Origin of the sequence: Shinella lacus, from assembly GCF_010994755.1 — a bacterium.
Lineage (GTDB): Bacteria > Pseudomonadota > Alphaproteobacteria > Rhizobiales > Rhizobiaceae > Shinella > Shinella lacus.
The window spans coordinates 183,137-207,504 of record NZ_WHSB02000005.1 but is presented as its reverse complement, the minus strand read 5'-3'; the positions used below and the strand labels follow the sequence as shown (position 1 = coordinate 207,504).

The following is a 24,368-nucleotide window of genomic DNA, read 5'->3' as shown; positions in this document are numbered from 1 at the left end:
TGACCCGAGCATCCACGCCACAGACGCCGATAGATCCTCGGGTCAAGCCCGAGGATGACGTGGTGGGGAGGGACGGCCTGCAAAAAAAAACGCCCCGGCAATCAACCGGGGCGTTTTGAGTTGGTCGTGCTGATTATTTGCCGCGCCTGCCCATTTCGTCGGCGGTGATGAAACCGTCGCCATTGGCGTCGCGCTGCTTGAACAGGGTGGCCGCGGCGGTTTCCATTTCCGCCTTGGTCAGCGTGCCGTTCTTGTCCGCATCGGCGCGCTCGAACATGCGGCTGCCCATGCGGTCCATGCGCGCGTCGCGCAGAGCCTTGCGGGCTTCCTGCCGGGCTTCGCTATCGGTCGTCTTGACCTCGCGGAATGCCTTGCGGGCGTCGCGGAAGGCCTCACGCTTCGCATCGACCTCGGCCTTCGTCACCTCGCCGTTCTTGTCCGCGTCGAAGCGTTCGAAGGTCTGCGAGGCGCGCGCCAGCATTTCGTCCTGGGAGAGCTTGCCGTCGCTGTTGGCGTCGAGGCGCTTCAGCATGCGCTCGGCACGATCCTCGCGGTTCTTGCCGTGATGGCCCTTGCCCTTGTGCTGGCCGGCATCGGCCATGTCGAGGGCGCCATCCTTGTTGCGGTCGCGGCGTTCGAAGATCGTTTGCGCGGAAGCAAGAACCTCCGCTTCGGAGAGCGTGCCGTTCTTGTCGGTATCAGCGCGGTCGATCATGCGGCCGGCACCCGGCAGCATGATCGGGCCAGCGGCGCGCAGCGCCTCGATCGCCTTGTCCTTGTCGGCACCGGCCGCATCGCGGACGGCCTTGCGGGCCTGCCGGAAGGCATCGCGACGGGCCTTGATCTCGTCCTTCGTTACCTGGCCATTACCGTCGGCATCGAAGGTTTTGAAGGTCGCCGAAACGTTCGTCTTGAATTCGTCGAGCGAGACCTTGCCGTCCTTGTTGCCGTCGAGGCGCTCGATCATGGCAGCGCCGCGCTGGCCATGTTTGCCTTCGCCCTTGGCGGCGAAAGCGGGGGCGGTGGCGCCCGAAAGAAGAAGTCCGGCCGCAACGGCGCCGAGGAGAAGTTCTTTTCCAGTCATGGTCGTTTCCTTGTCCATCCATCATCGTCCCTGATGGCAGGATAGGGAGAACGCCGGCTTGCGCCAGTTACAAATTGGTAATTCAACCTTTTGACGAATAAGGGTTTTTTCCGTGTCCGGAATGTGGCGGGCTAGAGCATTTCTAGCCGAAGCGGCATCGCTTCGGCGTCGGATAATGCGGCAAAAAAATTTAGAGCAGCGCCTTGAGAAAACCCGTCAGGTCCGAGGTCATGTAGTCGATGTGCTGGTCCGCGTCCGAGCGCTTTTCCCAGGCATCGGCGAACTCGTGATGCTCGTCGCGCGGCGTCAAGAGCACGGTCTTCATGCCGAGCGTCTTGGGCACCAGCAGGTTGCGCGGCAGGTCCTCGAACATCACGGCATGGGTCGTGTCCACCCGGTGCAGCGCCATGAACTTGTCATAGGTCGCACCCGCCGGCTTCGGCACATATTCCGCCGCGACGATGTCGAAGACGTCGTCGAAATGGTCGAAGATACCGAGCGCGCGCGCCGCCATCTCGGCATGTTTTACGCTGCCATTGGTAAAGATGAACTTGCGGCCCGGCAGGGCCTTGATCGCCTCGCCGAGGTCGACGTCGGGCGCCAGGACCTCATAGTTGATGGCATGCGCCTTTTCGAGGAAGTCCGTCGGGTCGACGCCATGATGCAGCATCAGGCCCTGCAGCGTCGTGCCGTGCTCGAAATAATATTGCTTCTGCAAGGCCCGCGCGTCTTCGCGCGAAAGCCCGAGCAGCGCCGAGACGTAAGCCGTCATGTTCTTGTCGATCTGGGCGAAGAGATCGACGTGATGCGGATAGAGCGTGTTGTCCAGGTCGAAGACCCAGTCACGCACATGGGCGAAGTCGGCTTTGCTCGGAAGGTCGGTCATGGGCCGTCTTATGACACGGGCCACAGCCGAGGGAAACGGAATTTTCCGTGGCGGACGGAGCGGGTGATGGATTTGGCCCGGCCCGCATGCTAGCGGCAGGGCATGGAACTCTGGATCCCCATCACCATCGCCGCCGCCTTCCTGCAAAACCTGCGCTCGGCCCTGCAAAAGCACCTTCAGGGCAAGCTCGGCACGCGCGGCGCGAGCTTCGTGCGCTTTGGCTATGGCTTTCCTCTGGCGATCCTCTATGTGGTGGTGCTGCACTGGATCGTCGGTTTCGCCTTCCCGGTGCTCAACTGGACCTTCGCATTCTGGGCGGTGATCGGCGGCCTCGCGCAGATCTTCGCCACCATGCTGCTGGTCTACCTGTTCTCGCTCAGGAATTTCGCCGTCGGCACGGCCTATTCCAAGACGGAGCCGGTGCAGGCAGCGATCTTCGGCTTCGTGCTGCTCGGCGAGCGCATCACCTTCGGCGCCGTCATCGCCATCGTGGTCGGCGTCATCGGCGTGATGCTGATTTCGGTCGCCCGCGCGCCGCTCTCCTGGCGCAATACATTTGCGGCCCTGAGCAGCCGCACCGCGCTCATCGGCATCGCGTCCGGCGCCATCTTCGGCGTGTCCGCAGTTGCCTATCGCAGCGCGTCGCTTTCGCTTGATGGGCCGGGTCCGATCATGAATGCGGCCGTCACGCTCGCCTGCGTCACGACCTTCCAGACCGCTTTCATGCTGGTCTGGATGCTGTGGAAGGACAAGAACGAGATCGTGCAGGTCTTGAGAAGCTGGCGCTCCTCCGCGCTGGTCGGCATTGCCGGCGTGCTGGGCTCGGCCTGCTGGTTCACCGCGATGAGCCTCCAGCAGGTCGCCTATGTGCGTGCGCTCGGCCAGATCGAGCTGGTCTTCACCTTCATGGCCTCTTATTTCCTCTTCCACGAGCGGGTGAACCGCACGGAAGTGGTGGGATGCCTGCTGATTGTCTGCGGCATCCTCGGGCTTCTGTTCTGGTAATCAGGGCACGATCAGCGTGCCGGCGCCGTGCTCGGTGAAGATTTCGAGCAGCACCGAATGGGCGGTCTTGCCGTTGAGGATGACGACGCCCTGAACGCCCGCCTTGATGGCGTCGATGCAGGTCTCGACCTTGGGGATCATGCCGCCGGAAATCGTGCCGTCCTTGATAAGTTCGCGGGCCTGGGCGACTGAAAGCTCCTTGATGAGCTGGCCGTTCTTGTCGAGCACGCCCGGCACGTCGGTGAGGAACAGCAGGCGCGTGGCGTTCAGCGCCCCGGCGATGGCACCGGCAAAGGTGTCGGCGTTGATGTTGTAGGTGTGGCCGTCGCGGCCGGGCGCGACCGGGGCGATGACCGGGATCATCTCGGATTTTGCCAGCAAGTCGATCAGCGTGCGGTCGACTTCCACCACTTCGCCGACGAAGCCGAGATCGAGGATGCGCTCGATATTGCTGTCCGGGTCGATGACGGTCTTCTTGGCCTTTTCGGCGAAGACCATGTTGCCGTCCTTGCCGCAAAGGCCGATCGCCCATTCGCCCGTCTGGTTGATGAGCGCGACGATCTCCTTGTTGATCGAGCCGGCAAGCACCATCTCGACGATCTCGACCGTCTTCTGGTCGGTGACGCGCAGGCCCCCTTCGAATTTCGATTCGATGCCCATCTTGGTCAGCATGGCGCCGATCTGCGGGCCGCCGCCATGCACGACGATCGGGTTGACGCCGGATTGCTTGAGCAGCGCCACATCGCTCGCAAAAGCCTTGCCGAGTTCCGCATTGCCCATGGCGTGGCCGCCATATTTCACCACGATGGTCTTGTTCTCGTAGCGCTGCATGTAGGGCAGGGCTTGCGCGAGAAGGCGGGCTTGGGTTTCGCTTTCGGATAGGGACATGGCGGCCTCGTGGGAATGGGTGGGCGCCTGTTTAACGCATGTTTTGTGACGATGGAATGATCCGTCGGCCACAATGCGGCCAAGGGGGAGAAAAAGAAGAAAGGATGGCGTCTCGCAATGCCGGATCGGTGGCAACGAAAGCCGATGGGGAATATGATGCGCTGCTCGTTCGTTTCATGAGCAAAACCGCGCCTGCATGCTTATATAGGCAAGACGAGGGCCGCGCCTGACGGAAACCGGTCGAAATCGAGAGAGTGCATGAGCCGATGACGGCGCCTGACAAAGATATGAGAGACCCCCGCCGCGACGAGGTGATCGCCGGCGAATATGTGCTCGGGGTGCTTTCCGCCGAAGACCGCCGCAAGGTCGAGGCGCGGCTGGCGAAGGATCGCCAGTTCGCCGCCATGGTCAACCGCTGGGAAGAAAACCTCTCCACCTTCAACGACGACTACGAGGCGCTGCACCTGCCGCCGCGCGCCCGTTCCCCGATGGAACAGCGCCTGCTCGGCGCGGATATGCGCGACGCCGCGTTTTCCGGCAAGGTCGCCGGCGGCTGCTGGGGTTCGCTCGCCTTCTGGCGGGCCTTCGCCCTGGCCTCCTTTGCCGTAACCGCGGGGCTCGCCTTTTCGATGAGCGCGCTGCTCGCGCCGCGCCCGATGAGCGGCGGCCGGCTGGTCGCGGATCTCACGGGCGAGGGGGCCGCGGTCAATCTGGTGGCGCGCTACGACGATACGAGCGGTGCGATCCGCGTCACCCCCGTCGCCGGCGGCAAGGAGAAGGAAAAGTCGCTGGAACTTTGGCTGACGCAGGAGGGCAGGGCACCGGTCTCGCTCGGCGTGCTGCCGCAGACGGGCGAGGGCGAGCTCGCCGTGCCGGCGGAAATGCGCACGCGCCTCGTGCAGGGCGCCCAGCTTGCCGTCAGCGTCGAGCCTTTCGGCGGCTCGCAGACCGGCAGCGTCACCGGCCCGGTCATCGCTTCGGGTGCAGCGCGTTTCGACTAAAGCAATTTCAGCCGAAGCGGCATCGCTTCGGCGTCGGATAATGCGGCAAAACAAAAACCTAGCGCTGGATGGCGGTGATGATGGCGCTGCGCAGGCTGTCGAGCCCGCGGCCTTTTTCCGATGAGGTGGCCAGCACCTCCGGATAGGCGGCCGGGCGCTTCTTGATCTTCAGCAGCGTTTCCTCGACGAGGCGCGGCACGCCGGCATCCTTGATCTTGTCGGTCTTGGTCAGCACGAGCTGGTAGGAGACGGCGGCCTTGTCGAGCAGCGCGAAGACCTCCTCGTCATTCGGCTTCACGCCGTGGCGGCTGTCGATCAGCACATAGACGCGCTTCAGCGTCGAGCGTCCGCGCAGGTAATCGAAGACGAGCTTGGTCCAGTTGTCGACCTGTTCCTTCGGTGCCTGTGCATAGCCGTAGCCGGGCATGTCGACGAGCGCCATCGGCGGCAGGTCGCCTTCCGCCCCCGAAAAGCCGTCCGGAACGAAATAGTTGAGTTCCTGCGTGCGGCCGGGCGTGTTCGAGGTGCGCGCCAGGCCCTTGTGGCCGACGAGCGCGTTGATCAGCGACGATTTCCCGACATTCGACCGCCCGGCAAAGGCGACCTCGGCCGGGCCTTCCGGCGGCAGGAACTTCATGGCCGGCACGCCGCGGATGAAGATCCACGGCCTGCCGAACAGCGGCTTGTCGTCCGGGGATGTCGTCTCGGTCATAAATCTCGCCTTTGTTGTCAGCCCCCCGCTTCCGGGTTTTGGCCGCGAAAGTCAAGCGCGGCGCTGGCGCCAGAGCTCCACGCCGAGATAACACAGCAGCGCCGCAAGCACGATCACGCCGCCGATGACCGTCCTGAGACCAGGGATTTCGCCATGGATGACGGCCACCCAGAGGGGGCCGAGAACGGTCTCGGCCGTGCCCAACAAGGCGGCAAGGGCGGACGGGATGAGGCGCGCGCCGGTGACGAAGAGTGCGAGGCCGAGGCCGAAATTGAGCGCGCCGAAGACGATGAGGATGCCGAGTTCGCTTGCCGTCACGGCAAAGCCGGAGGCCTGGCTTGCCGCCGTGAGGCAGGCAATGACCGTGCCGAGGAAGACGGCGGGCGTCATGCGCACATGGGCGAAGCGGCGGGTGATGATGGTCGCCGTGGCAAAGGCGAAGGCGATGAGGATGGCGAGCGCGTCGCCCATCATCGAAACGCTGCCGCCGAGCGATTCCGACACCATGATGGCGACGCCGCCGATCACGGCGGCAATCGCGATCCAGGTGTGGACGGCAATCCGCTCGCGAAAGAGCAGCCAGGCCATCAGCGCCGCGATCAGCGGCACGCCGGCCTGGATCAGCACGACGTTGGCGACGGTCGTATAGGCGAGCGCCAGGATGAAGGCGGTGGAGGCGACGGCGAAACAGACGCCGACGGCGACGCCGGCAAGGCCCATGCCCTTGAAAAGCTGCACCGTGCCGCGCGGTCCGTCGCGCACCAGCATGAAGCCGAGCAGGAAGAGGGCGGCGAAGAGCGAGCGCCAGAAGACGACGATCCAGCCGTCCTCGATGGTGAGAAACCGCGCCAGCGTGCCGCCAAAGCTCCACACGACGGCGGAGCCGAGCACCAGGGCGGCGCCATACCCCTGCCCCCGGCTGTCCGGAACGGTGGGGGTGAGCGGAAGCGATGAGGCGGACATGGGGCGCTCGCAGGTTGGGGATTGTCGCAAGCATGCCAGAAGCCGCGCCTGCGGCGCTTCCATGCCAGCGACGAGGCGATGTCGCAAGCGGGCCGTGCATAAAAAAACGGCAAAAGAAAACCCCGGCGCGAGGCCGGGGTTTCTGATGTTACGTCGGAAGGGCCGTCAGGGTGATCCGGCTTTTTTCCCGAACAATCCCTTGAGATTGTCGAAGAGCTCGATCTTCACGCCCTGGCGCTTCATGATGATCGCCTGCTGAATGATCGAGAGTGTGTTGTTCCAGGCCCAGTAGATCACGAGGCCGGCCGGGAAGGTCGCCAGCATGAAGGTGAAGATCAGCGGCATCCAGGTGAAGATCATCGCCTGGGTCGGATCCGGCGGCGTCGGGTTCATGCGCATCTGCAGGAACATCGTGATGCCCATGATGATGGGCCAGACGCCGATCATCAGGAAGTGCGGCACGTCGTAGGGCAGCAGGCCGAACAGGTTGAACAGCGACGTCGGATCGGGCGCGGAAAGGTCCTGGATCCAGCCGAAGAACGGCGCATGCCGCATCTCGATCGTGACGTAGATGACCTTGTAGAGCGCGAAGAAGACCGGGATCTGCAGGAGGATCGGCCAGCAGCCCGCAAGCGGGTTGATCTTCTCTTCCTTGTAGAGCTGCATCGTCGCCTGCTGCAGCGCCATGCGGTCGTCGCCGTGCTTGGCCTTCAGCTCCTCCATCTTCGGCTGCATCTTCTTCATGTTCGCCATGGAAGCGTACTGCTTGTTGGCAAGCGGGAAGAACAGGCCCTTGACGACGATCGTGGTGATCAGGATTGCGATGCCGAAATTGCCGAAGTAGCGGAAGAAGAAGTCCATCAGCTGGAACATCGGCTTGGTGAAGAACCAGAACCAGCCCCAGTCGATCATCAGGTCGAACTGCGGGATCGAATAGGAGGTCTCGTACTGGTCGATGATCGGCACTTCCTTGGCGCCGCCGAAGAACAGGTTCTTCACCTCGATCGTCTGGCCGGGTGCAATGGAAATGTCGTCCTGGCGGTAATCCGCCTGGTAGCGCGGGCGGCCGTCCTTGAAGTAGGAGAAGCGCGTCTCGTAGGGCATCGCCTGCGGCGGCACGATGGCCGTCGCCCAATATTTGTCGGTGATGCCGAGCCAGCCGCCGGTCGCCTTGCCGGGTGCGACCGTCGTGTCTTCCTCGGTCGTGGTGTACTTCACCTCATGCAGGCCGAGATTGCCGAGCACGCCGATGAAGCCTTCGTGCAGCACGTAGACGGAGGGTTCGGTCGGCTTGAAGAAGCGCGTCGAGCGGCCGTAGGGCGAGAGCGCGATCGCCGCTTCCGTGCGGTTCTCGATGCTGTCGGCGATCGTGAACATGTAATGTTCGTCGACCGAGATCGTGCGGGTGAAGGTGATGTTCTTGTCGTTGGTATAGGTCAGCTTGACCGGGGTGGTCTGCGTCAGCTTGCCGGTGCCGTCCTGCGTCCAGACGGTCTGCGGGCCGGGGACCTGGCCGGTCGTCTCGCTGCCGACATAGCCGATTTCGGCGAAGTAGCCGTGTTCGGCTTCGGCCGGGCTGAGCAGGGTGATGATCGGGCTCGACTTGTCGACGGTCTGGTGGAAGCCCTTGAGCTTCAGGTCGTCGAAGCGGGAACCGGTGAGCGCGATGGAGCCGGAAAGCGAAGGCGTGTCGATTTCGACGCGGGCGGACTTGGCAAGGGCTGCCTCGCGCGTCTCGGTCGTGGTGGCCGTCGCGGCACCGCCCGGCAGCGCGCCGCTCGTCGCCGTGCCCGTTCCAGTCGCCGTGCCCGTACCCGTCGTGGTCGTGCCGCCGGCGGTCGTCGTCTGCCCGCTCTGGGCCTGCTGCGCTTCGAGCGCGGCGCGGTCCTTTTCAAGCTTCGGGTTCACATAGAGGAACTGCCAGGCAACGAGGATCAGCACGGACAGCGCGATCGCCACGAAATAATTGCGGTTGTTTTCCATCACTCTTTCCCGGGAGCAGCAGGGCGCTGCTGCTGCTTCTGTTTCTGCCTTGTCGCGATCCTCTCCTTGAGACCGGCCACAAGGGTTTTGAACGGCGCGTGCAACACGTCCCGTCTGGCGACAACCACATAGTCGTGTCCGGGCTCCATTGCAAACCCGGCGGATAGCCGCACCACCTCTTTCAGGCGCCGCCGCATGCGATTGCGTTCCACGGCATTGCCGTGTTTCTTGGTAACGGTAAAGCCGACGCGGGGCTGTTCGTCCGGCATCTGCCGGTCGCGCACTTCGAGAAGGAACAGCGATCCCCTGCGCTTCTCTCCCTCGCGCACAAAAAGAAACTGCGGACGGCTTTTCAGCCGTCCGACAGCAGATTGTCTAACAGTTTTCGTCATTGCCCGTCGCCTCGGTTCCGGGCATTCACGGCCTTAGGCCGAGAGGCTTGCGCGGCCGCGTGCACGGCGTGCGGACAGAACCTTGCGGCCGCCCTTGGTAGCCATGCGGGCACGGAAGCCGTGACGACGCTTGCGAACAAGCTTGGAGGGTTGGTAGGTACGCTTGGTCATTTATTTAATACCGCGGTGTGCGGCCCTTCTTGGGTTTGCGTTAACGCAAGCAGCGTTCAAAGTCCGGCACAGCCCGGCCCTCGCGGGAAGGCAGTTTCCAGACGTGCGCGGCTTATAAGGGCAAAGCCGGTGGAAAGTCAATTGCCGGCGGACCACGGCCTTAACTGTCACAATCGTTAAAACGCCGGCCACCTGCGGTTGAGCGCAACGTGCAGATCGTCATGTTTGCCTCACCTTACGTAAGGAAAATCGCCTGATTTTCTTGGGAAATTCCGTACTTCAGAATATTAGCGGAAATTCACTCGCCTCCCGTTTGAGCGGGTTCCCTCAAAATCTAATTAACCTTTAGCGTTTACCGTTCATATCCACGGACAGAGCGGGCGTGCCGTTTTGTCGATCCTGTATCCGTGCCTTTTGGAGTTCGACGTGAAGATACGCGGCAAGATTTACCTCATCGTGGGCGTGATGGGCCTCATCTCCGTCTGCATCGGCGGTATCGCCGTGCATGTGGTCTCGGAGTTCAGCGAGAAGCTCCACCAGTATGAGAACGCCGCCGACCGCGCCTTCCTCGGCGAGCACCTGAACCGCCAGGTCACCGCCGTGGTGATGGAAGCCCGCGGCATCTACGCCTCCAAGGATATGGAAGGCGCGCAGAAATTCGCCGAAGGCATCGCCAAGGAATTGAATGGCATCGACGAGACGCTGAAGGAATGGCAGCCGATCGTGCCGGCCGAGCAGAAGCCCGCCTTCGACGCCGTCGTGGCACGCTCCGCCGAATTCCGCACCTTCCGCACGGAAACCGCCCGCCTCGGCACCACGGTCTCCATCGCCGCCGCCAACGAGCAGGGCAACAACGAGCTCAACCGCGCCAACCGCAAGGCCTTCCAGAAGGAAATCGACGCCGTCGTCCAGACGGACAACGAGAACCTGACCGCGATCAAGGCCGAAATCGCCGCCTTCGAGACCCTCATGCTGACGCTGGTGCTCGGCACGGTCGGCGCCGGCTTGCTCATCGGCGGCGGTGCGGCCTTCTACATCGCGACCAACGAACTGAGCCGCCCGATCCAGAACGTCACGCACACGATGAACCGTCTTGCCGGCGGCGACCTGGACACGGAAGTGCCCTATGCCGGCCGCAAGGACGAGATCGGCGAAATGGCCGGCGCCGTCGCGATCTTCCGCCAGAACGCCATCACCGTGCGTGATCTCAACGCCCAGGAGCAGGTGCTGCGCGAAAAGAGCGCCGACCTCCAGTCGTCCATCGCCACCGTCGTGCATGCCGCCGCCGCCGGCGACTTCTCCTCGCGCATAGGCAAGGACTACCAGAACGAAGACCTCAACCGCTTCGCCCGCAGCGTCAACGAGCTCGTTGCCGGCGTCGAGAAGGGCATTGCCGAAACCCGTCGCGTCATCGGCGCGCTGGCCGAAGGCGACCTGACGCAGACAATGGACGGCTCCTTCCGCGGCGCCTTCGCCGAATTGCAGCAGAACGTCAACGCCACCTTCGCGACCCTCCAGCGCACCATGCGCGAGGTGCGCGCCTCGACGGATGCGATCAATGCCAATTCCGGCGAACTGCGCACCGCTTCCGACGACCTCTCCAAGCGCACCGAGCAGCAGGCCGCGGCCCTTGAAGAAACCTCCGCTGCGCTGGAAGAGATCACCGCCGCCGTCAAGAATTCGACGGAGCGGGCGAACGAGGCGACCAGCATGGTCGGCGAAGCGACGCAGAGCGCAAAACAGTCCGGCGATATCGTGCGCAACGCCATCGGTGCAATGAGCCGCATCGAGCAGGCCTCGAACGAGATCAGCCAGATCATCTCGGTCATCGACGAGATCGCCTTCCAGACCAATCTGCTGGCACTCAACGCCGGTGTCGAGGCCGCCCGCGCCGGAGAGGCCGGCAAGGGTTTTGCCGTCGTCGCGCAGGAAGTGCGCGAACTGGCGCAGCGCGCCGCAAGCGCCGCGAAGGACATCAAGGGCCTCATCACCAAGTCCGGCAGCGAAGTGGCCGTCGGCGTGAAATATGTGCAGGAAACCGGTTTGGCGCTTTCGGACATCGAAACCCGCGTCGTCACCATCAACGACCGCATCCACGCGATCGCCACCGCCGCCCGCGAGCAAGCGACGGGCCTGCAGGAAATCAGCACCGCCATCAACCAGATGGACCAGGTCACCCAGCACAATGCTGCGATGGTGGAGGAAACCTCCGCAGCCACGCACAAGCTGAAAAGCGAGGCCGACAGCCTGGCCGATCTCATGGCGCGCTTCCGCACCGGCGACACCGTACAGCGCATGGCGCCGGTACGGGCCGATACCCGCCCGGTCGAATCACCGGCCCGCCGCATGATCGGCAACGTCACCCGCGCCTTCGGCGGCAGCCGCGCCACCGCAACGGCGGCCGTCGCCCAGGAGAACTGGGAAGAATTCTGATCGATAGCCGGATTCCCTGGCAGGATCCGTAGAACGCAGGCGCGGCGGTCGTTGGATCGCCGCGCTTTTTGTTGCGGTCTGCAACGGCGTTGGAAAAATTGCCGTAATCTCCTATGATTGGCTATTGGCTGATGCCGAAAATGCGTCGTCGATCCTCGGATGGCGACGCCGTTTGCCGTTCTGCGGCGTGTCCAGGAGTTGAGTCATGGTGGACAGAGACGGGACGCCGTCCTTGACCGAGACGCCGGTGCCGGCGGTCGGCTTCCTGTCCGGGCTTTCGGGCAGGCTGCTCCTCCTCACCGCCGTCTTCGTCATGATTGCCGAAGTGCTGATCTTCGTGCCCTCGGTCGCCAATATGCGCCTGCAATGGCTGCGCGACCGCCTGAACACGGCGGCAGCCGCCAGCGTCGTCATCGAAGGCCTGCCGGACCAGGAGCTGCCGCGCGCCGTGCAGCAGGAGACGCTGATGGCGACCGGCGCCAAGGCGATCATCCTCAAGAAGCAGGACGCCTCGCGCATGGTCGCCGCCGTCGAGATGCCGCCGAGCATCGATGCGGAATACGACCTCTCCGACGTCTCGACACTCACCGCCGTCTACGACGCCTTCGACACGCTGATCTTCGGCGGCGACCGTGTCATCCGCGTCTATGGCCCCGTCGGCGAATCGAGCACGCGCATCGAACTCCTGCTTGACGAACGCGCGCTGCGCCGCGCCATGCTCGGCTATGCGCGCAACGTCTTCATCCTGTCGATGATCATCTCGCTGGTCACGGCCAGCCCGATCTTCTTCGCGCTCAACCGCCTGCTGATCCGCCCGATGCGCCGCATGACGGCGAACATCCAGGAATTCGCCGCCGACCCCTCCAACCCCGCCCGCGTGCTGAAACCCTCCGGCGGGCGCGACGAGATCGCGGTGGCCGGCATTCACTTGGCCGCCATGCAGCAGACGCTGCAACGCACGCTGAAGGAACAGAAGAACCTCGCCGACCTCGGCCTCGCCGTGTCGAAGATCAACCACGACATGCGCAACATCCTCTCCTCCGCCCAGCTGATGTCCGACCGCCTGTCGGATGTCGACGATCCGGTGGTGAAACGCGTCGCGCCAAAACTCTTGCGCAGCATCGACCGGGCGGTGGGCTATACCAACGAGGTGCTTTCCTACGGCCGCATGCGCGAGCCGGAGCCGCGCCGCCGCTTCGTGGCGCTGCGCCCGCTGGTGCAGGAGGTCTCCGAGGTGCTGGCGATCGATGCGCGCGGGGATATCGAATTCGTGCTCCAGGTCGAGCCCGGCCTCCAGGTCGATGCGGATAGCGAGCAGCTCTTCCGCGTCATCCACAATCTCTGCCGCAACGCGGTGGAGGCTCTGGCGCAGGATACCGCCGCCGACCGCCGCACCGTGCTCGTCACGGGGCTTCGCACCGGCAGCGTGGTGTCGATCGCCATCGACGACAACGGCCCCGGCATGCCCGCCAAGGCGCGCGACAACCTCTTCGCCGCCTTCCGCGGTTCCGTGCGCTCCGGCGGCACCGGCCTTGGTCTTGCGATCGCCCGCGAACTGGTGCTCGCCCACGGCGGCACGATCGCGCTTGTGGAAAAGGCGACGCCCGGCACCCTCTTCCGCATCGAGCTGCCCGACCGCCCCGTCCCCCTCGACGCCTTCCGCCACCGGGCCTGATCGCCCGGGCGTTGAAGGCGGCATGTGACGGCACGATGAAAAAAGTACATCTTTTCTCAGAAATCCGCTTGCAATAAGCCGGCGATCCCTTTAGGAACCGCCTCGCAGCCGGGCAGTAGACGCCTTGTTGCCAGCGCACCCGTAGCTCAGCTGGATAGAGCACCAGACTACGAATCTGGGGGTCAGGAGTTCGAATCTCTTCGGGTGCGCCATTTCTTTTCCAGATCGAATAATCTGGTCTTAGATCCTTCCCACCAAAATCACCGGATGCTAGCGACGTTGATCTTGGTCAGCGTCTTGACGGTACTCAGAAAAGAAAAAAGGGTCCGAATCCGGACCCTTCTCAGTTCTCTCCCGCGATTGCTGGTCGCGTTGAGCGTCAGATCACCGTGGTCTTGATGAAGATCGAGTTCACGTCCGTGTGGGCGAGGAAGCCGTAGCCGCGGGGCTTGAGGATCTGCACGAATTCCTCGAAGCGGCCCTCGTGTTCGCACTGGATGATGGTGGGCTGGAAGACGTGGTCCATTTCCGATAGCACGGCGGCGTCGAGGCCCTCCACATCCACCGAGAGATAGTCGCAATGGGTGCCGTAGTGCTTCTTCAGGAAGTCGTTGATGTGCATGTTCTCGCATTCGATCGACTCGACGATATTGTCGGTGCCGCCGAAATTCTGGAACATCGAGATGTGGTCCGTCGAAATGGAGGACAGCTCGTTCTTTTCGTGGATGTGCAGCTTGATCGTTTTTTCGTGCGAGACGCTGATGGCGCAGTTCACAACGGTGTCGTTGGGGCGCGCCTTTTGCAGCGTTTCGGCGAGCGACGGGATCGCCTCCACCAGCACGCCCGTGGCGCCGTAGAGCTTGTAGAGTAGGTAGGTCGCGCTCGTCTGGAACGGGTGGTTGGCGCCGATCTCGATGTAGCGGATCGAGTCCATCGAACGCCCGGCGCGGCGCATCTGCGCGCGCAGAACCGATTCGACGATGAAGTCCTCGTTACATTGCCCGTAGGTCTCGTAGATGTTCGTCGGGATCGGTGCGGGATTGATGCCGAACGTATTGCATTCGTTGGCGATGAACGGGTTCTGGAAGACGTGCCGTACGGTCTTGAGCATGCATGGTTCCTTTGTCCTGGCGAGTTCCCGTAGCGCTCAAGGCGACGGCAATCTTTCACTCCTCCTTACGGGCGCCGACTTACCTGAGGCTTGTCTGTCGCAAGGGCGGAAAGCGGACGGGATCAAATTTGGCGATTTACAATAGTAATATAATATGATGTTTTATCCGGACTGCTGAGGAGTTTCCTTCATCGAAGAGGGCGGAGCCGTGCGCAAAAAGGGCCTGCTCGAAACCATGATGAACGGTGCGGCGGCGCATTCCAGCCATTCGCAGGTTGTCGATGCGCTCGGCAAGGCGATCGTTTCCGGCGAATTCGCGGTCGGGGCGACGCTGCCGGGTGATGCGGAGCTGGAGGCGCGCTTCGGCGTGTCGCGTACGGTGTTGCGCGAGGCGATGAAGACGCTGGCCGCCAAGGGGCTTATCGTGCCGCGGGCGCGCATCGGCACGCGGGTGATGCCGAAGGCCGAGTGGAACCTGTTCGACGGCGACATCCTCACCTGGCATTTCGCCGTGGGCGTGGATGACGGTTTCCTCATCCACTTGAGCGACATCCGCCTCGGTTTCGAGCCGCATGCCGCAGCGCTGGCCGCCCGCCACGCAGTGGAGGCGGATATCAACCAGATGATGCTGCTCGCCGTCGCCATGGGCGATCCGGATCACACGCCGGAAAGCCTGGCGCTCGCCGACCTGCGCTTCCATCTCGCCGTCATGGAGGCCTCGCGCAATCCCTTCATGCGCACCATCGGTAGCCTCATCGAGGCGGCGCTGGCCGGCGTCTTCAAGCTGAGTTCGCCGGCCGCCGATCGCGGCAAGATCGGCGATGTCGCGGCCAGCCACATGCGCATCGTGGAGGAAATCCGCCGTCGCGACGAGGACGGTGCGCGGCGCGCCATGGAAAACGTCATCCGCGTCGGCCGGGGCCGGATGATGGGGGCTTTGGGGGCGCCAGAGGCCTGAAAAGGTCGCCGGCCGTGACCGATATGCCACGGCCTGCCTTGCTCATGCCGCGCGCAAGGCTGCCGCCGCATCGCTTCGCTTCAAAACCGCCCGCCGCTCCGCTAAGCAGGGGCGAATGGTTGAGGCCGCACCGGCGAAACCTGGAAAGCGGAAGGAAGCGGGGCATGACGAACCGCGAAAGGCCGCGCGTATTGCGTCGCGTGATCATGGCCGGGCTGCTGGCGCTGGCGGGTTGTGCCGGACGGCCGGAAGGCGTGCTGCTGCCGGGCGGCGAGCCGCCGGCGGGGGTCTCGAAGGTCGACCTGCTCGTCGCCACCACACGCGCGCCGTCGAAACAGCCGGGCGTGCTGTTTTCCGGCGAGCGCGGTTCCGATCTCCAGATGCGCGAGATTACGATCTCCATTCCGGCGGATGACAAGCGCAAGGTCGGCCAGGTGCAATGGCCGGAAAAACTGCCCGCCGATCCACTGAAGGATTTTACCACCGTCAGCGTGACGCCGATCGACAGCGCCAAGGCCGGCAAGGCCTGGCTCGGTGCGAACCTGCCGAAGAGCCGGCGCGTGCTCATCTTCGTGCACGGCTTCAACAATCGTTATGAGGATGCCGTTTACCGTTTCGCGCAGATCGTGCACGATTCGAAGACCGATGCGGCACCGATCATCTTCACCTGGCCATCGCGCGCCAGCATCTTCGATTATTCCTATGACAAGGAAAGCACCAACTATTCGCGCGATGCTTTGGAGGAGTTGCTGCGTGCCGCCGTGAACTCGCCCCAGGTGGGTGAAATCACGATCATGGCTCATTCCATGGGCACTTGGCTTGCGGTGGAGACGCTGCGCCAGATGGCGATCCGCGACGGGCGCGTGCCGAAGAAGATCCAGCAGGTCATCCTTGCGTCACCCGATCTCGACGTCGACGTCTTCGGCCAGCAGCTGCGTGCGATCGGCAATGACCGGCCGAACTTCACACTGTTCGTCTCGCGGGACGACCGGGCGCTGACCCTGTCGCGCCGCATTTCCGGCAATGTCGACCGCCTCGGCCAGATCGACCCTTCACAGGAGCCCTATCGCTCCATGCTGGAAAAGCAGGGCATCACGGTGCTCGACCTGACGGCGCTGAAATCCGGCGACAGCCTGAACCACGGCAAATTCGCCGAAAGCCCGGAGGTCGTGCAGCTCATCGGCAATCGCCTGATCGCCGGCCAGACCGTCACCGATTCCGAGGTCGGCATCGGCGACCGGCTAGGCGCCGTGGCGCTCGGCACGGCGCAGACGGTCGGCAGTGCGGCCAGCATCGCGGTCTCGACGCCAATTGCGGTCTTCGATCCGGTGACGCGAAAGAACTACAACGATCAATGGCTGCGCTTCGGCAGTTCGGTCGAGAACACGGCGGTCACCGCGACCGGCCAGTAACCCGCGCATGGAAAAGGCGGCCCCCGTAAGGGCCGCCCTCCACTCATCCCGCAAGGGTCAGCGGACCCAGATGACCTCACGGGTGCCGCGGTCGACGAGAACAGGGCGCTCGTCGACATAGATGTAGCCGTAGTTCGGGTTTTCCGGCACTTCGACGATCTGCACGGTTTCAGGGATCACGACGCCGGCCTCGACCGGGCCTTCCAGCAGGACGGGATCGAGCGGATGGCGCTCGACATAGGTGATGGTGGTTTCCGGAATGTCGCTCGAAATGCTCGCCGTCGTCTCGACCTCAGGCGCATAGACGACCTGGCGGCTGTCGGTGCGCACGATCACCGGACGGTTGTCGACATAGACATAGGCGAGGTCCGGGTGATCCGGGATCGGCGTCAGCGTCACGGTGTTGTCGAAGCGCGTATCGGCGGTGACCTGGCCTTGCAGCACTACCGGCGGCGTCGGGTTTTCCATCACATAGACGCGGGCATCATCCGGAACGGCGGCTTCCGCGCCGATCGCGACACCCGCCACACCGCCGACGATGGCGCCGACCGGGCCGCCGACGACGGCACCGACGGCAGCACCCGCAGCGCCGCCGGCGGCACCGCCGAGAACTTCCTTGTCGCCGTCGTCCGCATGGGCGACCGTGGCGCCGATGAGTGCCAGGGCGGCACCGGCCATGAGAATCTTGCGCATGTCTTTCTCCTTCGAAAGTTGGGTTTCCCACCCCTTCGGCGGAGACAACGGCATAGGCCCTGCGCGGTTCCCCAAGGGCCGCGCCGGGACGTCTCACGTTGTGTAACGCGCGTTAACCGGCGCCCTCAGGCAATCTCGGAATCGCGCCGCGCGATCTCGTAATCCTCGTGGTGCACCTGCAAACCCTCTTCCGTCACCACGACGATGCCATAGGCGGCCGGCTCGTCCACCGAGAGCGAGGCGTTCGGCGCGTCGAAGGGCATCGGCTGCTGGTGCACCGGGCTCTTGAAGATCGAGAAGGAAATGCCGCGATGCGAGCCGCCGATCGTGCGATGCACATGGCCGGCGAAGATGTGGCGGACATTGCCGTGTTTCAGCACAAGTTCGTAGAAGGCGTCCTCGTTGCCGAGCCGGATCGCGTCCATGCCGGTAAAGCCCGTCTTGTGCGGCGGGTGGTGCATGAAGAGGAGCACCGGCCGGCCGCCGGCGCTTGAAAGCGTGCGGTCGAGCCAGGCGAGGCGCGTTTCGCAGAGATAGCCGGCATGGCTCATCGGATAGTCGTAGGGCGGGGCGAACAGCGTGTCGAGCAGCACGACGCGGCAGTCGTCAAAGTCGATCGCCTGCTGCACGAAGCCGTTTTCGTCCGGCGCGACATGGGTGAAGGTTTCCAGGAAACGCTCGCGATAATCATGGTTGCCGATGGTGATGGCGGCGGGCGGCACGAGCAGGGAGATGAGTTCGCGCAGCCGCTCGTAGGACATCGTGTCGGCGCGGTGCGTCAGGTCGCCGGTGAAGATGACCCGGTCGGCATCGGCATGGTATCGGTTGACATGCTCTATACCGGCGAGCAGCCGCTGGTAAGGGTCGAGGCCGATGATCGTCGTGCCCTCGGGCACCATGTGCAGGTCGGTGAAAACAATGAGCTTGGTCATGAAAAGGATCTCGTTGCGGGCGCTATTTCGTAGCGCGCAATGCTGTCGCATGAAAAGCAGTTGGAACAGATGACGATCTGATATATCAGAGAGTCGACACTGCCGGCGGACCGGCAAAGACGGAGCGAGACGACATGAGATGGAAGCGCACGATCCAGTTGCTGGACGTTCATTGCGAAGGCGAGATCGGCAAGGTGGCGATCGGCGGCGTGCCGAAAATCCCCGGCAACACGATCGCCGAGCAGCTCAACCATATCAACACGGTCGATGACAGCCTGCGCCGCTTCCTCTGCCTGGAGCCGCGGGCGGCTGCGACCGGTTCGGTCAACCTGCTAGTGCCGGCCAAGCGCCCGGAGGCCGATGCCGGCTTCATCATCCTGCAGGCCGACCAGGCGCACGCCTCGTCCGGCTCAAACTCCATCTGCGTCACCACGGCGCTGCTCGAATCCGGCATCGTCGAGATGAAGGAGCCGGAGACGGTGGTGATCCTCGATACCGCCGCGGGCCTCGTCAAGGCGACGGCGACCTGCCGCGACGGGCGCTGCGAGAAGGTCAAGCTCACCATGGTGCCGTCCTTCGTCGAGGCGCTGGATGTCGAGATCGACACGCCGCACTGGGGCCGTGTGCGCTTCGACATTTCCTATGGCGGCATTTTCTATGCGCTGGTTGATGTCGACCAGGTCGGCACGAAGATCGAGAAGGCGAACGCCCGTGCGCTCGTCGATGCTGGCATGGCGCTGAAGGACCTGATCAACAAGTCGATGAAGGTCGTGCATCCGGAAATTCCGGAAATCAGCGGCATCGCCTATGTGATGTTCCGCGATCGCGACCCGGACGGCCTGGTGCGCACCGCCACCACCATGTGGCCCGGCCGCGTCGACCGCTCGCCCTGCGGCACCGGCAACTCCGCCAACCTCGCGACGCTGCACGCCCGTGGTCTTGCGAAAGTGGGCGATACGTTCCGCTCGCGCTCGATCATCGGGTCCGAGTTCGAGGTGGGGCTTGCAGCGGAAACCGAGGTTGCCGGCCGCAAGGCGATCATCCCGACCATCACCGGCCGCGGCTGGACCTTCGGCCTGCACCAGATCGCGCTCGACCCGACCGACCCGCTCGCCAACGGCTTTGCGATGACGGACACCTGGGGTCCGCAGGCGGGCGAGATCGGCTAAAGCAATTCCAGCAAAAGTGTGCAGCGGTTTTGCGTCCGGAATTGCGCAAAGAGGTGCTTATTTCTCGGCGTAGTGCTTTTCGATCGCGCCGAGCGTGATCGGGTCGATCTCGGCATTCTCGGCGCCGGCGATCAGCTTGCGCTGGGCCAGCACCTGCTTGATGGCGAGGCGGGCATCGGCGCTGAGCCTCTCCGGCGCGTCGCGCAGGATCACTTCGAGATCGACGTCGCGCATCTCGAAGGCGGCGACGAGGCTGTTTACCGCTTGCTCGACATTCTTCACGATGCCGGTGCCGCTCTGCTGCATCAGTCCGAATTTCAGCTTGCCGTAGCTGTCGCCACGGTCGGCCGCCTGCTTGAAGTAGCCGGCAGCGGCGGAAAGATCCTGCGAAACGCCTTCGCCGGATTCCAGCATGAGGCCGAGATTGATCATCGCATCGACGCTGCCGCCCTCGACGGCCAGCCGGTAGAAGGCCGCCGCTCGGGCATTGTCCTCGGTGACGAGGCTGCCATCGTCGAGCAGCACGCCGAGATTGAAGGCCGCCGTCTCGTCGCCGGCCGCCGCCGCCTTGTCGAACCAGCGGGCCGCTTCCGCGCCGTTGATCTCCGTGCCGATGCCGTCGCGATAGGCGACGCCGAGATTGTAGGCGCCGAGCATGTCGCCCAGTTCCGCGGCCTTCTTGTAGTGGCTGAATTCGGCGGCGGGATCGCCGCGTTTTCCGAGCATGGCGCCGTAGTTCACCATCGCAACGGTGTGACCGAGCGCCGACGCTTCGGCATAGAGCTTCATAGCTTCGAGGTCCTGGCCGGCGCGCTCCAGGGCGCGAGCGAGCTGGAAGGCCATGCGGGCACCGCCGCCGGCATTATAGGCCTCGCGGCAGGCGGAAAGGGCCGCGCCGATCTCGATATCTTCCAGCGCAACCGGCGCGAAGGCCGTGTTGCGGGTCATGTCGTAGCGGCTGCCGGCGCTGGCATCGCAGCGGGCTTCGATCGAAAGCGTGTTGGCCTGGACGCTGCCTGCGGCGCCGGAAAGCAGCACCGCGAAGAAAAGGGCGCGGCCAGCCGTCTTTACTCCTGTGGATCGCGAAATCATGATCCGTCTCCCTTCGTTGGATGACCGCACCTTAGTGGACCGGCGAAACAAGGCTGTTTCCGCGGGAACAGTGGGAGAGGGGCAGGGCGGCGCATAAGGTTTGCAGGTCAGGCGGCAAACGCGATTGACGCGTCGGCCTGTATTGGTTCAATTCCATCCGTCGGGTTTGTGCTCGCGCGAAAGGCATGTCATGCGAACGCTCAACGCTTTCTCTCCGGTCACCCTCAGCCGCCGGTTCTTCATCGCCGGCGCAGCACTTGCGCTCACCAGCATCGGCGTCCGCGCCACGCAGGCCAATGCGATCATCGGCAAGGCTGTACAGATCACCGGCGAGGTCACCCGCAAGCAGGCGGAGCGCCTCGAAGGCCTGAAGGCCGGCGCGAGCCTGATGGACCATGATTTCGTGAAGACCGGTAAGGAGAGCTTTGCCTCACTCGAACTCGGCGACGACACGAGCCTGCTGCTCGGCAGCGAGACGGAACTGCTGATCGACACTTTCATCGCCGGGCAGGGCGGCGTCATCGAGCTCGGCACCGGCCAGATGGTCTTCGACCGTCCGGAAGGCCTCGCGAAGATCGACCTCACCGTGCGCACCGCCTTCGGCATGATCGGCGTGCGCGGCACGAAATTCTTTGCAGGCCCCAGCCGCGGCGCCTTCGCGGTCTTCGTCGAACATGGCCTCGTGGAGGTTTCGGGCGGCGGCGTCACGCGTCAGGTCGCGCCCGGCCAGGGCGTCGAGATCGCCTCGGTAGGGGCAGCACCCGGCGAGATCACGCAATGGGGCGAGGCTCGCATCCGCGAGGCCTATGCGAGCGCCGGCATCCGTTAATCCAGGGTGAAGAGTTCCATCGTGCCGAAGCCACGGATTTCGTGGCTGCCGATGGGGCGCAGCGGCCGGCTGGTCTCGCCGGCTGCGTTCGGGCCAACGCAGATCTGCGTGCCCAGGAACTTGTTCGCATCCTGTAGCCGTGCGGCAAGGTTCACCGCATCGCCATGCGCGGTATAGTCGAGCTTGCCGCCGATGCCGACTTCCCCCAGCACCGCCATGCCCGTCTCGACGCCGATGCGCGTGCGGCCGAAGTCCCGGTCGAGGAAGGTCGGACGGCGGCGCATCTCTTCCGTCAGCGTGCGGATTTCATCGGCGCAGGCGAGCGCCTTGTCGACGTGGCGGTCGAGATCGTCCGGCGCGTTGAACAGCGCATGCACGGCATCGCCCACCACCTTGTCCACCATGCCGCCATGGCGCGCCACCAGCGCGTTCACCTCGGAAAAATAGATGTCGAGCAATCTGACGAGGTCGTGCGGGCCGATCTTCTGGGCAAGCGTGGAAAAGCCCTCGATATCCGTGAACAAAGCCGTCACCTGCCGCTCCTCGCCGGCCACGCGGCCGAGGTCCGGATTGTCGATGTAGCGCGAGACCACCGACTGCGGCAGGTATTGCGCAAAGCGCAGGCGCGCCGTCGCTTCGGCCCGGCGCACATGGGTGAATTGCAGGAGGCCGGTGACGAGCGCCGCCGTCGCGACGATCAGCGTGACCCCGACGGCATCGGAGAGCAGCGCCGTTCGCATATAGAGCAGGACCGACGCGCCGAAGACGATGCCGACCAGCGCGAGACCGGCAAGTGCCGCCCAGAGCGGGCGCAACCGCGCCGCCGCCAGCGCCACCGCCGCGCCGGCGACAAAGGCGAAGCCCGCCTCGATCGGTATGAGGCCGGCATCGCGCATCGGGATATGGTCGGTCAGGATGGCGTTCGCCACATCCGCATGGATCTGCACGGAGGGTTCGAGCGGCATGGAGGCGCTGGTGCGCAGCCCGCCGAGATTGGGCAGGCTGCTGCCGATCAGCACGACCTTGCCGGCGATCTTCTCCGCCGGCACCCGGCCCGCCACGATATCCGCCGCAGAAAAGGTGCGCGCGCCAATGGTGCCGGCGCTGCTCGCGACGAAGCGCAGGCTGCCGTCCTCGTCGAGCCGCATGATGCGCGAATCGTGGCGCAACCAGGCCGGCGTGCCGCCCAGCACCGGCGTGCGCGCGCCCGCCGCCAGCCGCGCCGCCTCGACGCCGAGTGCGGGATAGGCCGCATTTCCGACGATCGCATAGGCCTGCACGCGGCGCACCACCGCATCCTCGTCGCCGACCAGGAAGGATGCCGCGGCGGCGGCGGCCTTGTCTTGCAGGAAGGGGCAGGAGCTTTCCGTGCCGTCGATGAACCAGAGTTCGGGCACATCGACCGGCCGCTGCAAGGCAAGCGCCGGAACCGGATGCGGCGCGCCGTCCAGCGTCTCGCCGATGAGGAAACCCAATATGGTCGGCGTCTTGCCGATGGCACCTGCCAAGGCCGCATTGGCAGGCTCGTCGGCCGCACAATCGGTGCTGAAGACGAAATCGAAGGCGATCGCCGTCGGCTTGGCGGCGGCCAGCCGCTCGATCAGCGTCGCCGTCTGCGTGCGCGTCCAGTCCTTTTCCGGCGCGCTCTGGAAGGCCTTGCGGTCGATGTCGACGACGACGATCCGGTCGCTCGTCTCCACCGGGACCGTCTGGGTCAGCGCATCGAAATAGAATTCGCGCTGCCGCTCCAGCGCCGTCTCGCCAAGTAAAAACAGCGCCAGCGCGCCGGCGAGGCTCGCCACGAGGCCGGCGGCAAGCGGTCTGTATCTCTTGGCGATCATGCCCCTAGTCGTCATCCGGCTCGGCGATGGTTTGCAACCGGCCGATATGGCAATGGATGATGCCCTCGTTGCGGCGGATGGCGCCCGCCTCCTGAAGCGCGAGGATCGACCGGTTGATCTTCGGCCGGCTGGCGCCGACGATGCTGGCGATCTCCGTCTGGCTGAGCGAAAGCTGGAGATTGGCGCTCTCCGGCAGGTCCTCGCCATGGATGTTGCGCAGCGTCGCGAGGAAGAAGCGCGCAACGCGGGCTTCGAGATCGTAGAGCGCGATGGTTTCGAGCTGCTCCGTCGTCTCGCGCAGCTTGGTGCAGAGATAGTGGATGATTGCCTGGGCCGCCGTCGGGTTGCGGGTGAGGACTTCCAGGAAATCGCGCTTGGAGATGACATAGCCTTCGGTCGCGACGACGGCGGTGGCATCGGCAGAGCGCGGCTGGCCGTCGAGGATCGCCATTTCGCCGAGCACCGAGCCGGCTTCGAGCTGGCGCAGCGACAGTTCCTTGCCCTGCGGCGTGATGAGCGAAAGCTTGATGCGGCCGGAAACGAGCGCAATGAGGTAGGTGCCCTCGTCGCCGCGCTGGAAGATCACCGTGCCGGCCGTCCATTTGCGCAAGGAGGCGATGGCCGCGATCTCGCCGATCGTATCCTTGCCAAAGCCCTCGAAAATCGGGAAGGAACGCCAGAACGCGCCGCTTTTGTTGATCTCGTTCATATCCGGTTTCCCCCGACCGCCGCTGACGAAACGAAGACGCGCCGCTCGGCTCAAATCTTCGCCCAGCCGCGGGGCGCATGCAACAGAAAAGAACGGAGAGTTCCGGGGCGGTCCCGTCTTCTACTGGCAGATGCGCACGCGTTTGGTGACGGTCTTGCCATAGGCGCCTTCAGTGCGGATGCGCTTGGTGATGCAGGTCTGCTGGTAGTGGCCGTAATAGCCGTCCGCATAGGCCGTGCCGGCATGGCCGGGCGCGGTGAAAGCAAGTGAGGCGGCGGCGAGCGCGAGGGCGAGCAGATAGTGGCGCATGGGGGGCTCCGGCTGGAGATTTCTGAGGTGGGGTGTCGTGTCTCGTTTGTTGCACGGCTGGGGCGAGGGTTCTGTTCCGGCGGGAACAAGGCGTCGTTCACAAAAAGCGAACGATCTGTA

Annotated in this window: 23 protein-coding genes and 1 tRNA gene; 9 read left to right on the top strand and 15 right to left on the bottom strand. The window is 64.2% G+C overall.

What is annotated here, in order from left to right:
- Positions 1 to 133 precede the first annotated feature (133 nt).
- Both GB927_RS15410 and GB927_RS15405 read right to left on the bottom strand, forming a co-directional pair.
- On the bottom strand, positions 134 to 1,084 hold the full coding sequence (locus GB927_RS15410; protein WP_256118039.1) for an EF-hand domain-containing protein: 951 nt from the start codon (positions 1,082 to 1,084) through the stop codon (positions 134 to 136).
- Positions 1,085 to 1,274: 190 nt separating this feature from the next.
- On the bottom strand, positions 1,275 to 1,970 hold the full coding sequence (locus GB927_RS15405) for a pyrimidine 5'-nucleotidase (protein WP_256118038.1): 696 nt from the start codon (positions 1,968 to 1,970) through the stop codon (positions 1,275 to 1,277).
- 102 nt (positions 1,971 to 2,072) lie between these two features.
- Here GB927_RS15405 and GB927_RS15400 point away from each other — a divergent pair, with 102 nt between their 5' ends.
- Positions 2,073 to 2,975: a DMT family transporter gene (locus tag GB927_RS15400; protein WP_256118037.1), complete on the top strand. Its 903-nt coding sequence runs from the start codon at positions 2,073 to 2,075 to the stop codon at positions 2,973 to 2,975.
- Here GB927_RS15400 and argB read toward each other — a convergent pair whose 3' ends face one another.
- Entirely contained in the window at positions 2,976 to 3,863 is an 888-nt protein-coding gene (gene argB, locus GB927_RS15395) for an acetylglutamate kinase (protein WP_256118036.1), read from the bottom strand. It lies immediately after the preceding gene.
- A gap of 266 nt (positions 3,864 to 4,129) precedes the next feature.
- Between argB and GB927_RS15390 the strand changes: the two genes are divergently transcribed.
- Positions 4,130 to 4,864, top strand: a complete 735-nt coding sequence (locus GB927_RS15390; RefSeq protein WP_256118035.1) for an anti-sigma factor — start codon at positions 4,130 to 4,132, stop codon at positions 4,862 to 4,864.
- Between the two features lie 58 nt (positions 4,865 to 4,922).
- On the opposite strand, the gene yihA is transcribed toward GB927_RS15390, so the two are convergent.
- The 5 genes from yihA to rpmH all read right to left on the bottom strand — a co-directional run bounded on the left by yihA (position 4,923) and on the right by rpmH (position 9,085).
- Entirely contained in the window at positions 4,923 to 5,576 is a 654-nt protein-coding gene (yihA, locus tag GB927_RS15385; protein ID WP_256118033.1) for a ribosome biogenesis GTP-binding protein YihA/YsxC, read from the bottom strand.
- A 51-nt stretch (positions 5,577 to 5,627) separates the two neighbouring features.
- Positions 5,628 to 6,539 (bottom strand): DMT family transporter, encoded by a 912-nt coding sequence (locus tag GB927_RS15380; RefSeq protein WP_256118031.1) that lies wholly within the window; start codon positions 6,537 to 6,539, stop codon positions 5,628 to 5,630.
- A gap of 165 nt (positions 6,540 to 6,704) precedes the next feature.
- Positions 6,705 to 8,522, bottom strand: coding sequence for a membrane protein insertase YidC (yidC, locus tag GB927_RS15375; protein ID WP_256118029.1), 1,818 nt, complete (start codon positions 8,520 to 8,522; stop codon positions 6,705 to 6,707).
- Entirely contained in the window at positions 8,522 to 8,914 is a 393-nt protein-coding gene (gene rnpA, locus GB927_RS15370; RefSeq protein WP_256118027.1) for a ribonuclease P protein component, read from the bottom strand. The genes yidC and rnpA overlap by 1 nt, the downstream gene beginning before the upstream one ends.
- 33 nt (positions 8,915 to 8,947) lie before the next feature.
- A complete protein-coding gene (gene rpmH, locus GB927_RS15365) occupies positions 8,948 to 9,085 on the bottom strand; it encodes a 50S ribosomal protein L34 (RefSeq protein WP_083242913.1) in 138 nt (45 codons plus the stop codon).
- Positions 9,086 to 9,511: 426 nt separating this feature from the next.
- On the opposite strand from rpmH, the gene GB927_RS15360 reads away from it, so the two are divergent.
- The 3 genes from GB927_RS15360 to GB927_RS15350 all read left to right on the top strand — a co-directional run bounded on the left by GB927_RS15360 (position 9,512) and on the right by GB927_RS15350 (position 13,405).
- Positions 9,512 to 11,518: a methyl-accepting chemotaxis protein gene (locus tag GB927_RS15360; RefSeq protein ID WP_256118024.1), complete on the top strand. Its 2,007-nt coding sequence runs from the start codon at positions 9,512 to 9,514 to the stop codon at positions 11,516 to 11,518.
- A 205-nt stretch (positions 11,519 to 11,723) separates the two neighbouring features.
- Entirely contained in the window at positions 11,724 to 13,193 is a 1,470-nt protein-coding gene (locus tag GB927_RS15355) for a sensor histidine kinase (protein ID WP_256118023.1), read from the top strand.
- 135 nt (positions 13,194 to 13,328) lie between these two features.
- A tRNA-Arg gene (locus GB927_RS15350) sits at positions 13,329 to 13,405 on the top strand.
- 167 nt (positions 13,406 to 13,572) lie between these two features.
- On the opposite strand, the gene GB927_RS15345 is transcribed toward GB927_RS15350, so the two are convergent.
- On the bottom strand, positions 13,573 to 14,304 hold the full coding sequence (locus GB927_RS15345; RefSeq protein WP_256118022.1) for an FkbM family methyltransferase: 732 nt from the start codon (positions 14,302 to 14,304) through the stop codon (positions 13,573 to 13,575).
- A gap of 235 nt (positions 14,305 to 14,539) precedes the next feature.
- Here GB927_RS15345 and GB927_RS15340 point away from each other — a divergent pair, with 235 nt between their 5' ends.
- The gene (locus tag GB927_RS15340) at positions 14,540 to 15,262 is read left to right on the top strand and encodes a FadR/GntR family transcriptional regulator (RefSeq protein WP_256118353.1); all 723 of its coding nucleotides are present in this window, start codon (positions 14,540 to 14,542) and stop codon (positions 15,260 to 15,262) included.
- Positions 15,263 to 15,426: 164 nt separating this feature from the next.
- A complete protein-coding gene (locus tag GB927_RS15335; protein ID WP_256118021.1) occupies positions 15,427 to 16,674 on the top strand; it encodes an alpha/beta hydrolase in 1,248 nt (415 codons plus the stop codon).
- A gap of 57 nt (positions 16,675 to 16,731) precedes the next feature.
- Here GB927_RS15335 and GB927_RS15330 read toward each other — a convergent pair whose 3' ends face one another.
- Together GB927_RS15330 and spdA are read right to left on the bottom strand one after the other, a co-directional pair.
- On the bottom strand, positions 16,732 to 17,367 hold the full coding sequence (locus GB927_RS15330; protein WP_256118020.1) for a DUF1236 domain-containing protein: 636 nt from the start codon (positions 17,365 to 17,367) through the stop codon (positions 16,732 to 16,734).
- A gap of 125 nt (positions 17,368 to 17,492) precedes the next feature.
- On the bottom strand, positions 17,493 to 18,299 hold the full coding sequence (gene spdA / locus GB927_RS15325) for a 2', 3'cyclic nucleotide phosphodiesterase SpdA (protein WP_256118019.1): 807 nt from the start codon (positions 18,297 to 18,299) through the stop codon (positions 17,493 to 17,495).
- Positions 18,300 to 18,433: 134 nt separating this feature from the next.
- Here spdA and GB927_RS15320 point away from each other — a divergent pair, with 134 nt between their 5' ends.
- Positions 18,434 to 19,468, top strand: a complete 1,035-nt coding sequence (locus tag GB927_RS15320) for a proline racemase family protein (RefSeq protein WP_256118018.1) — start codon at positions 18,434 to 18,436, stop codon at positions 19,466 to 19,468.
- A gap of 57 nt (positions 19,469 to 19,525) precedes the next feature.
- Here the strand turns inward: GB927_RS15320 and GB927_RS15315 are convergent, their stop codons facing one another.
- Positions 19,526 to 20,560 carry a tetratricopeptide repeat protein gene (locus GB927_RS15315; RefSeq protein WP_256118017.1) on the bottom strand — a complete coding sequence of 345 codons (1,035 nt, stop codon included), beginning with the start codon at positions 20,558 to 20,560 and terminating at the stop codon, positions 19,526 to 19,528.
- A 190-nt stretch (positions 20,561 to 20,750) separates the two neighbouring features.
- Here GB927_RS15315 and GB927_RS15310 point away from each other — a divergent pair, with 190 nt between their 5' ends.
- Positions 20,751 to 21,389, top strand: coding sequence for a FecR family protein (locus GB927_RS15310; protein ID WP_256118015.1), 639 nt, complete (start codon positions 20,751 to 20,753; stop codon positions 21,387 to 21,389).
- Here GB927_RS15310 and GB927_RS15305 read toward each other — a convergent pair.
- The 3 genes from GB927_RS15305 to GB927_RS15295 all read right to left on the bottom strand — a co-directional run bounded on the left by GB927_RS15305 (position 21,386) and on the right by GB927_RS15295 (position 24,248).
- A complete protein-coding gene (locus GB927_RS15305) occupies positions 21,386 to 23,227 on the bottom strand; it encodes a CHASE2 domain-containing protein (RefSeq protein WP_439655504.1) in 1,842 nt (613 codons plus the stop codon). The genes GB927_RS15310 and GB927_RS15305 overlap by 4 nt on opposite strands.
- Positions 23,228 to 23,234: 7 nt before the next feature.
- On the bottom strand, positions 23,235 to 23,939 hold the full coding sequence (locus GB927_RS15300; protein ID WP_256118013.1) for a Crp/Fnr family transcriptional regulator: 705 nt from the start codon (positions 23,937 to 23,939) through the stop codon (positions 23,235 to 23,237).
- Positions 23,940 to 24,059: 120 nt separating this feature from the next.
- A complete protein-coding gene (locus tag GB927_RS15295; protein WP_256118012.1) occupies positions 24,060 to 24,248 on the bottom strand; it encodes a hypothetical protein in 189 nt (62 codons plus the stop codon).
- Between the last annotated feature and the right edge of the window lie 120 nt (positions 24,249 to 24,368).

Coding starts and splice junctions, on each gene's coding strand:
- rpmH (WP_083242913.1), bottom strand. CDS start 9,085: ATGACCAAGCGTACCTACCAACCCTCCAAGCTTGTTCGCAAGCGTCGT.
- GB927_RS15390 (WP_256118035.1), top strand. CDS start 4,130: ATGACGGCGCCTGACAAAGATATGAGAGACCCCCGCCGCGACGAGGTG.
- GB927_RS15410 (WP_256118039.1), bottom strand. CDS start 1,084: ATGACTGGAAAAGAACTTCTCCTCGGCGCCGTTGCGGCCGGACTTCTT.
- GB927_RS15330 (WP_256118020.1), bottom strand. CDS start 17,367: ATGCGCAAGATTCTCATGGCCGGTGCCGCCCTGGCACTCATCGGCGCC.
- GB927_RS15405 (WP_256118038.1), bottom strand. CDS start 1,970: ATGACCGACCTTCCGAGCAAAGCCGACTTCGCCCATGTGCGTGACTGG.
- GB927_RS15345 (WP_256118022.1), bottom strand. CDS start 14,304: ATGCTCAAGACCGTACGGCACGTCTTCCAGAACCCGTTCATCGCCAAC.
- GB927_RS15400 (WP_256118037.1), top strand. CDS start 2,073: ATGGAACTCTGGATCCCCATCACCATCGCCGCCGCCTTCCTGCAAAAC.
- argB (WP_256118036.1), bottom strand. CDS start 3,863: ATGTCCCTATCCGAAAGCGAAACCCAAGCCCGCCTTCTCGCGCAAGCC.
- yidC (WP_256118029.1), bottom strand. CDS start 8,522: ATGGAAAACAACCGCAATTATTTCGTGGCGATCGCGCTGTCCGTGCTG.
- GB927_RS15300 (WP_256118013.1), bottom strand. CDS start 23,939: ATGAACGAGATCAACAAAAGCGGCGCGTTCTGGCGTTCCTTCCCGATT.
- GB927_RS15320 (WP_256118018.1), top strand. CDS start 18,434: ATGAGATGGAAGCGCACGATCCAGTTGCTGGACGTTCATTGCGAAGGC.
- rnpA (WP_256118027.1), bottom strand. CDS start 8,914: ATGACGAAAACTGTTAGACAATCTGCTGTCGGACGGCTGAAAAGCCGT.
- GB927_RS15335 (WP_256118021.1), top strand. CDS start 15,427: ATGACGAACCGCGAAAGGCCGCGCGTATTGCGTCGCGTGATCATGGCC.
- GB927_RS15315 (WP_256118017.1), bottom strand. CDS start 20,560: ATGATTTCGCGATCCACAGGAGTAAAGACGGCTGGCCGCGCCCTTTTC.
- GB927_RS15310 (WP_256118015.1), top strand. CDS start 20,751: ATGCGAACGCTCAACGCTTTCTCTCCGGTCACCCTCAGCCGCCGGTTC.
- GB927_RS15355 (WP_256118023.1), top strand. CDS start 11,724: ATGGTGGACAGAGACGGGACGCCGTCCTTGACCGAGACGCCGGTGCCG.
- GB927_RS15380 (WP_256118031.1), bottom strand. CDS start 6,539: ATGTCCGCCTCATCGCTTCCGCTCACCCCCACCGTTCCGGACAGCCGG.
- yihA (WP_256118033.1), bottom strand. CDS start 5,576: ATGACCGAGACGACATCCCCGGACGACAAGCCGCTGTTCGGCAGGCCG.
- spdA (WP_256118019.1), bottom strand. CDS start 18,299: ATGACCAAGCTCATTGTTTTCACCGACCTGCACATGGTGCCCGAGGGC.
- GB927_RS15340 (WP_256118353.1), top strand. CDS start 14,540: ATGATGAACGGTGCGGCGGCGCATTCCAGCCATTCGCAGGTTGTCGAT.
- GB927_RS15295 (WP_256118012.1), bottom strand. CDS start 24,248: ATGCGCCACTATCTGCTCGCCCTCGCGCTCGCCGCCGCCTCACTTGCT.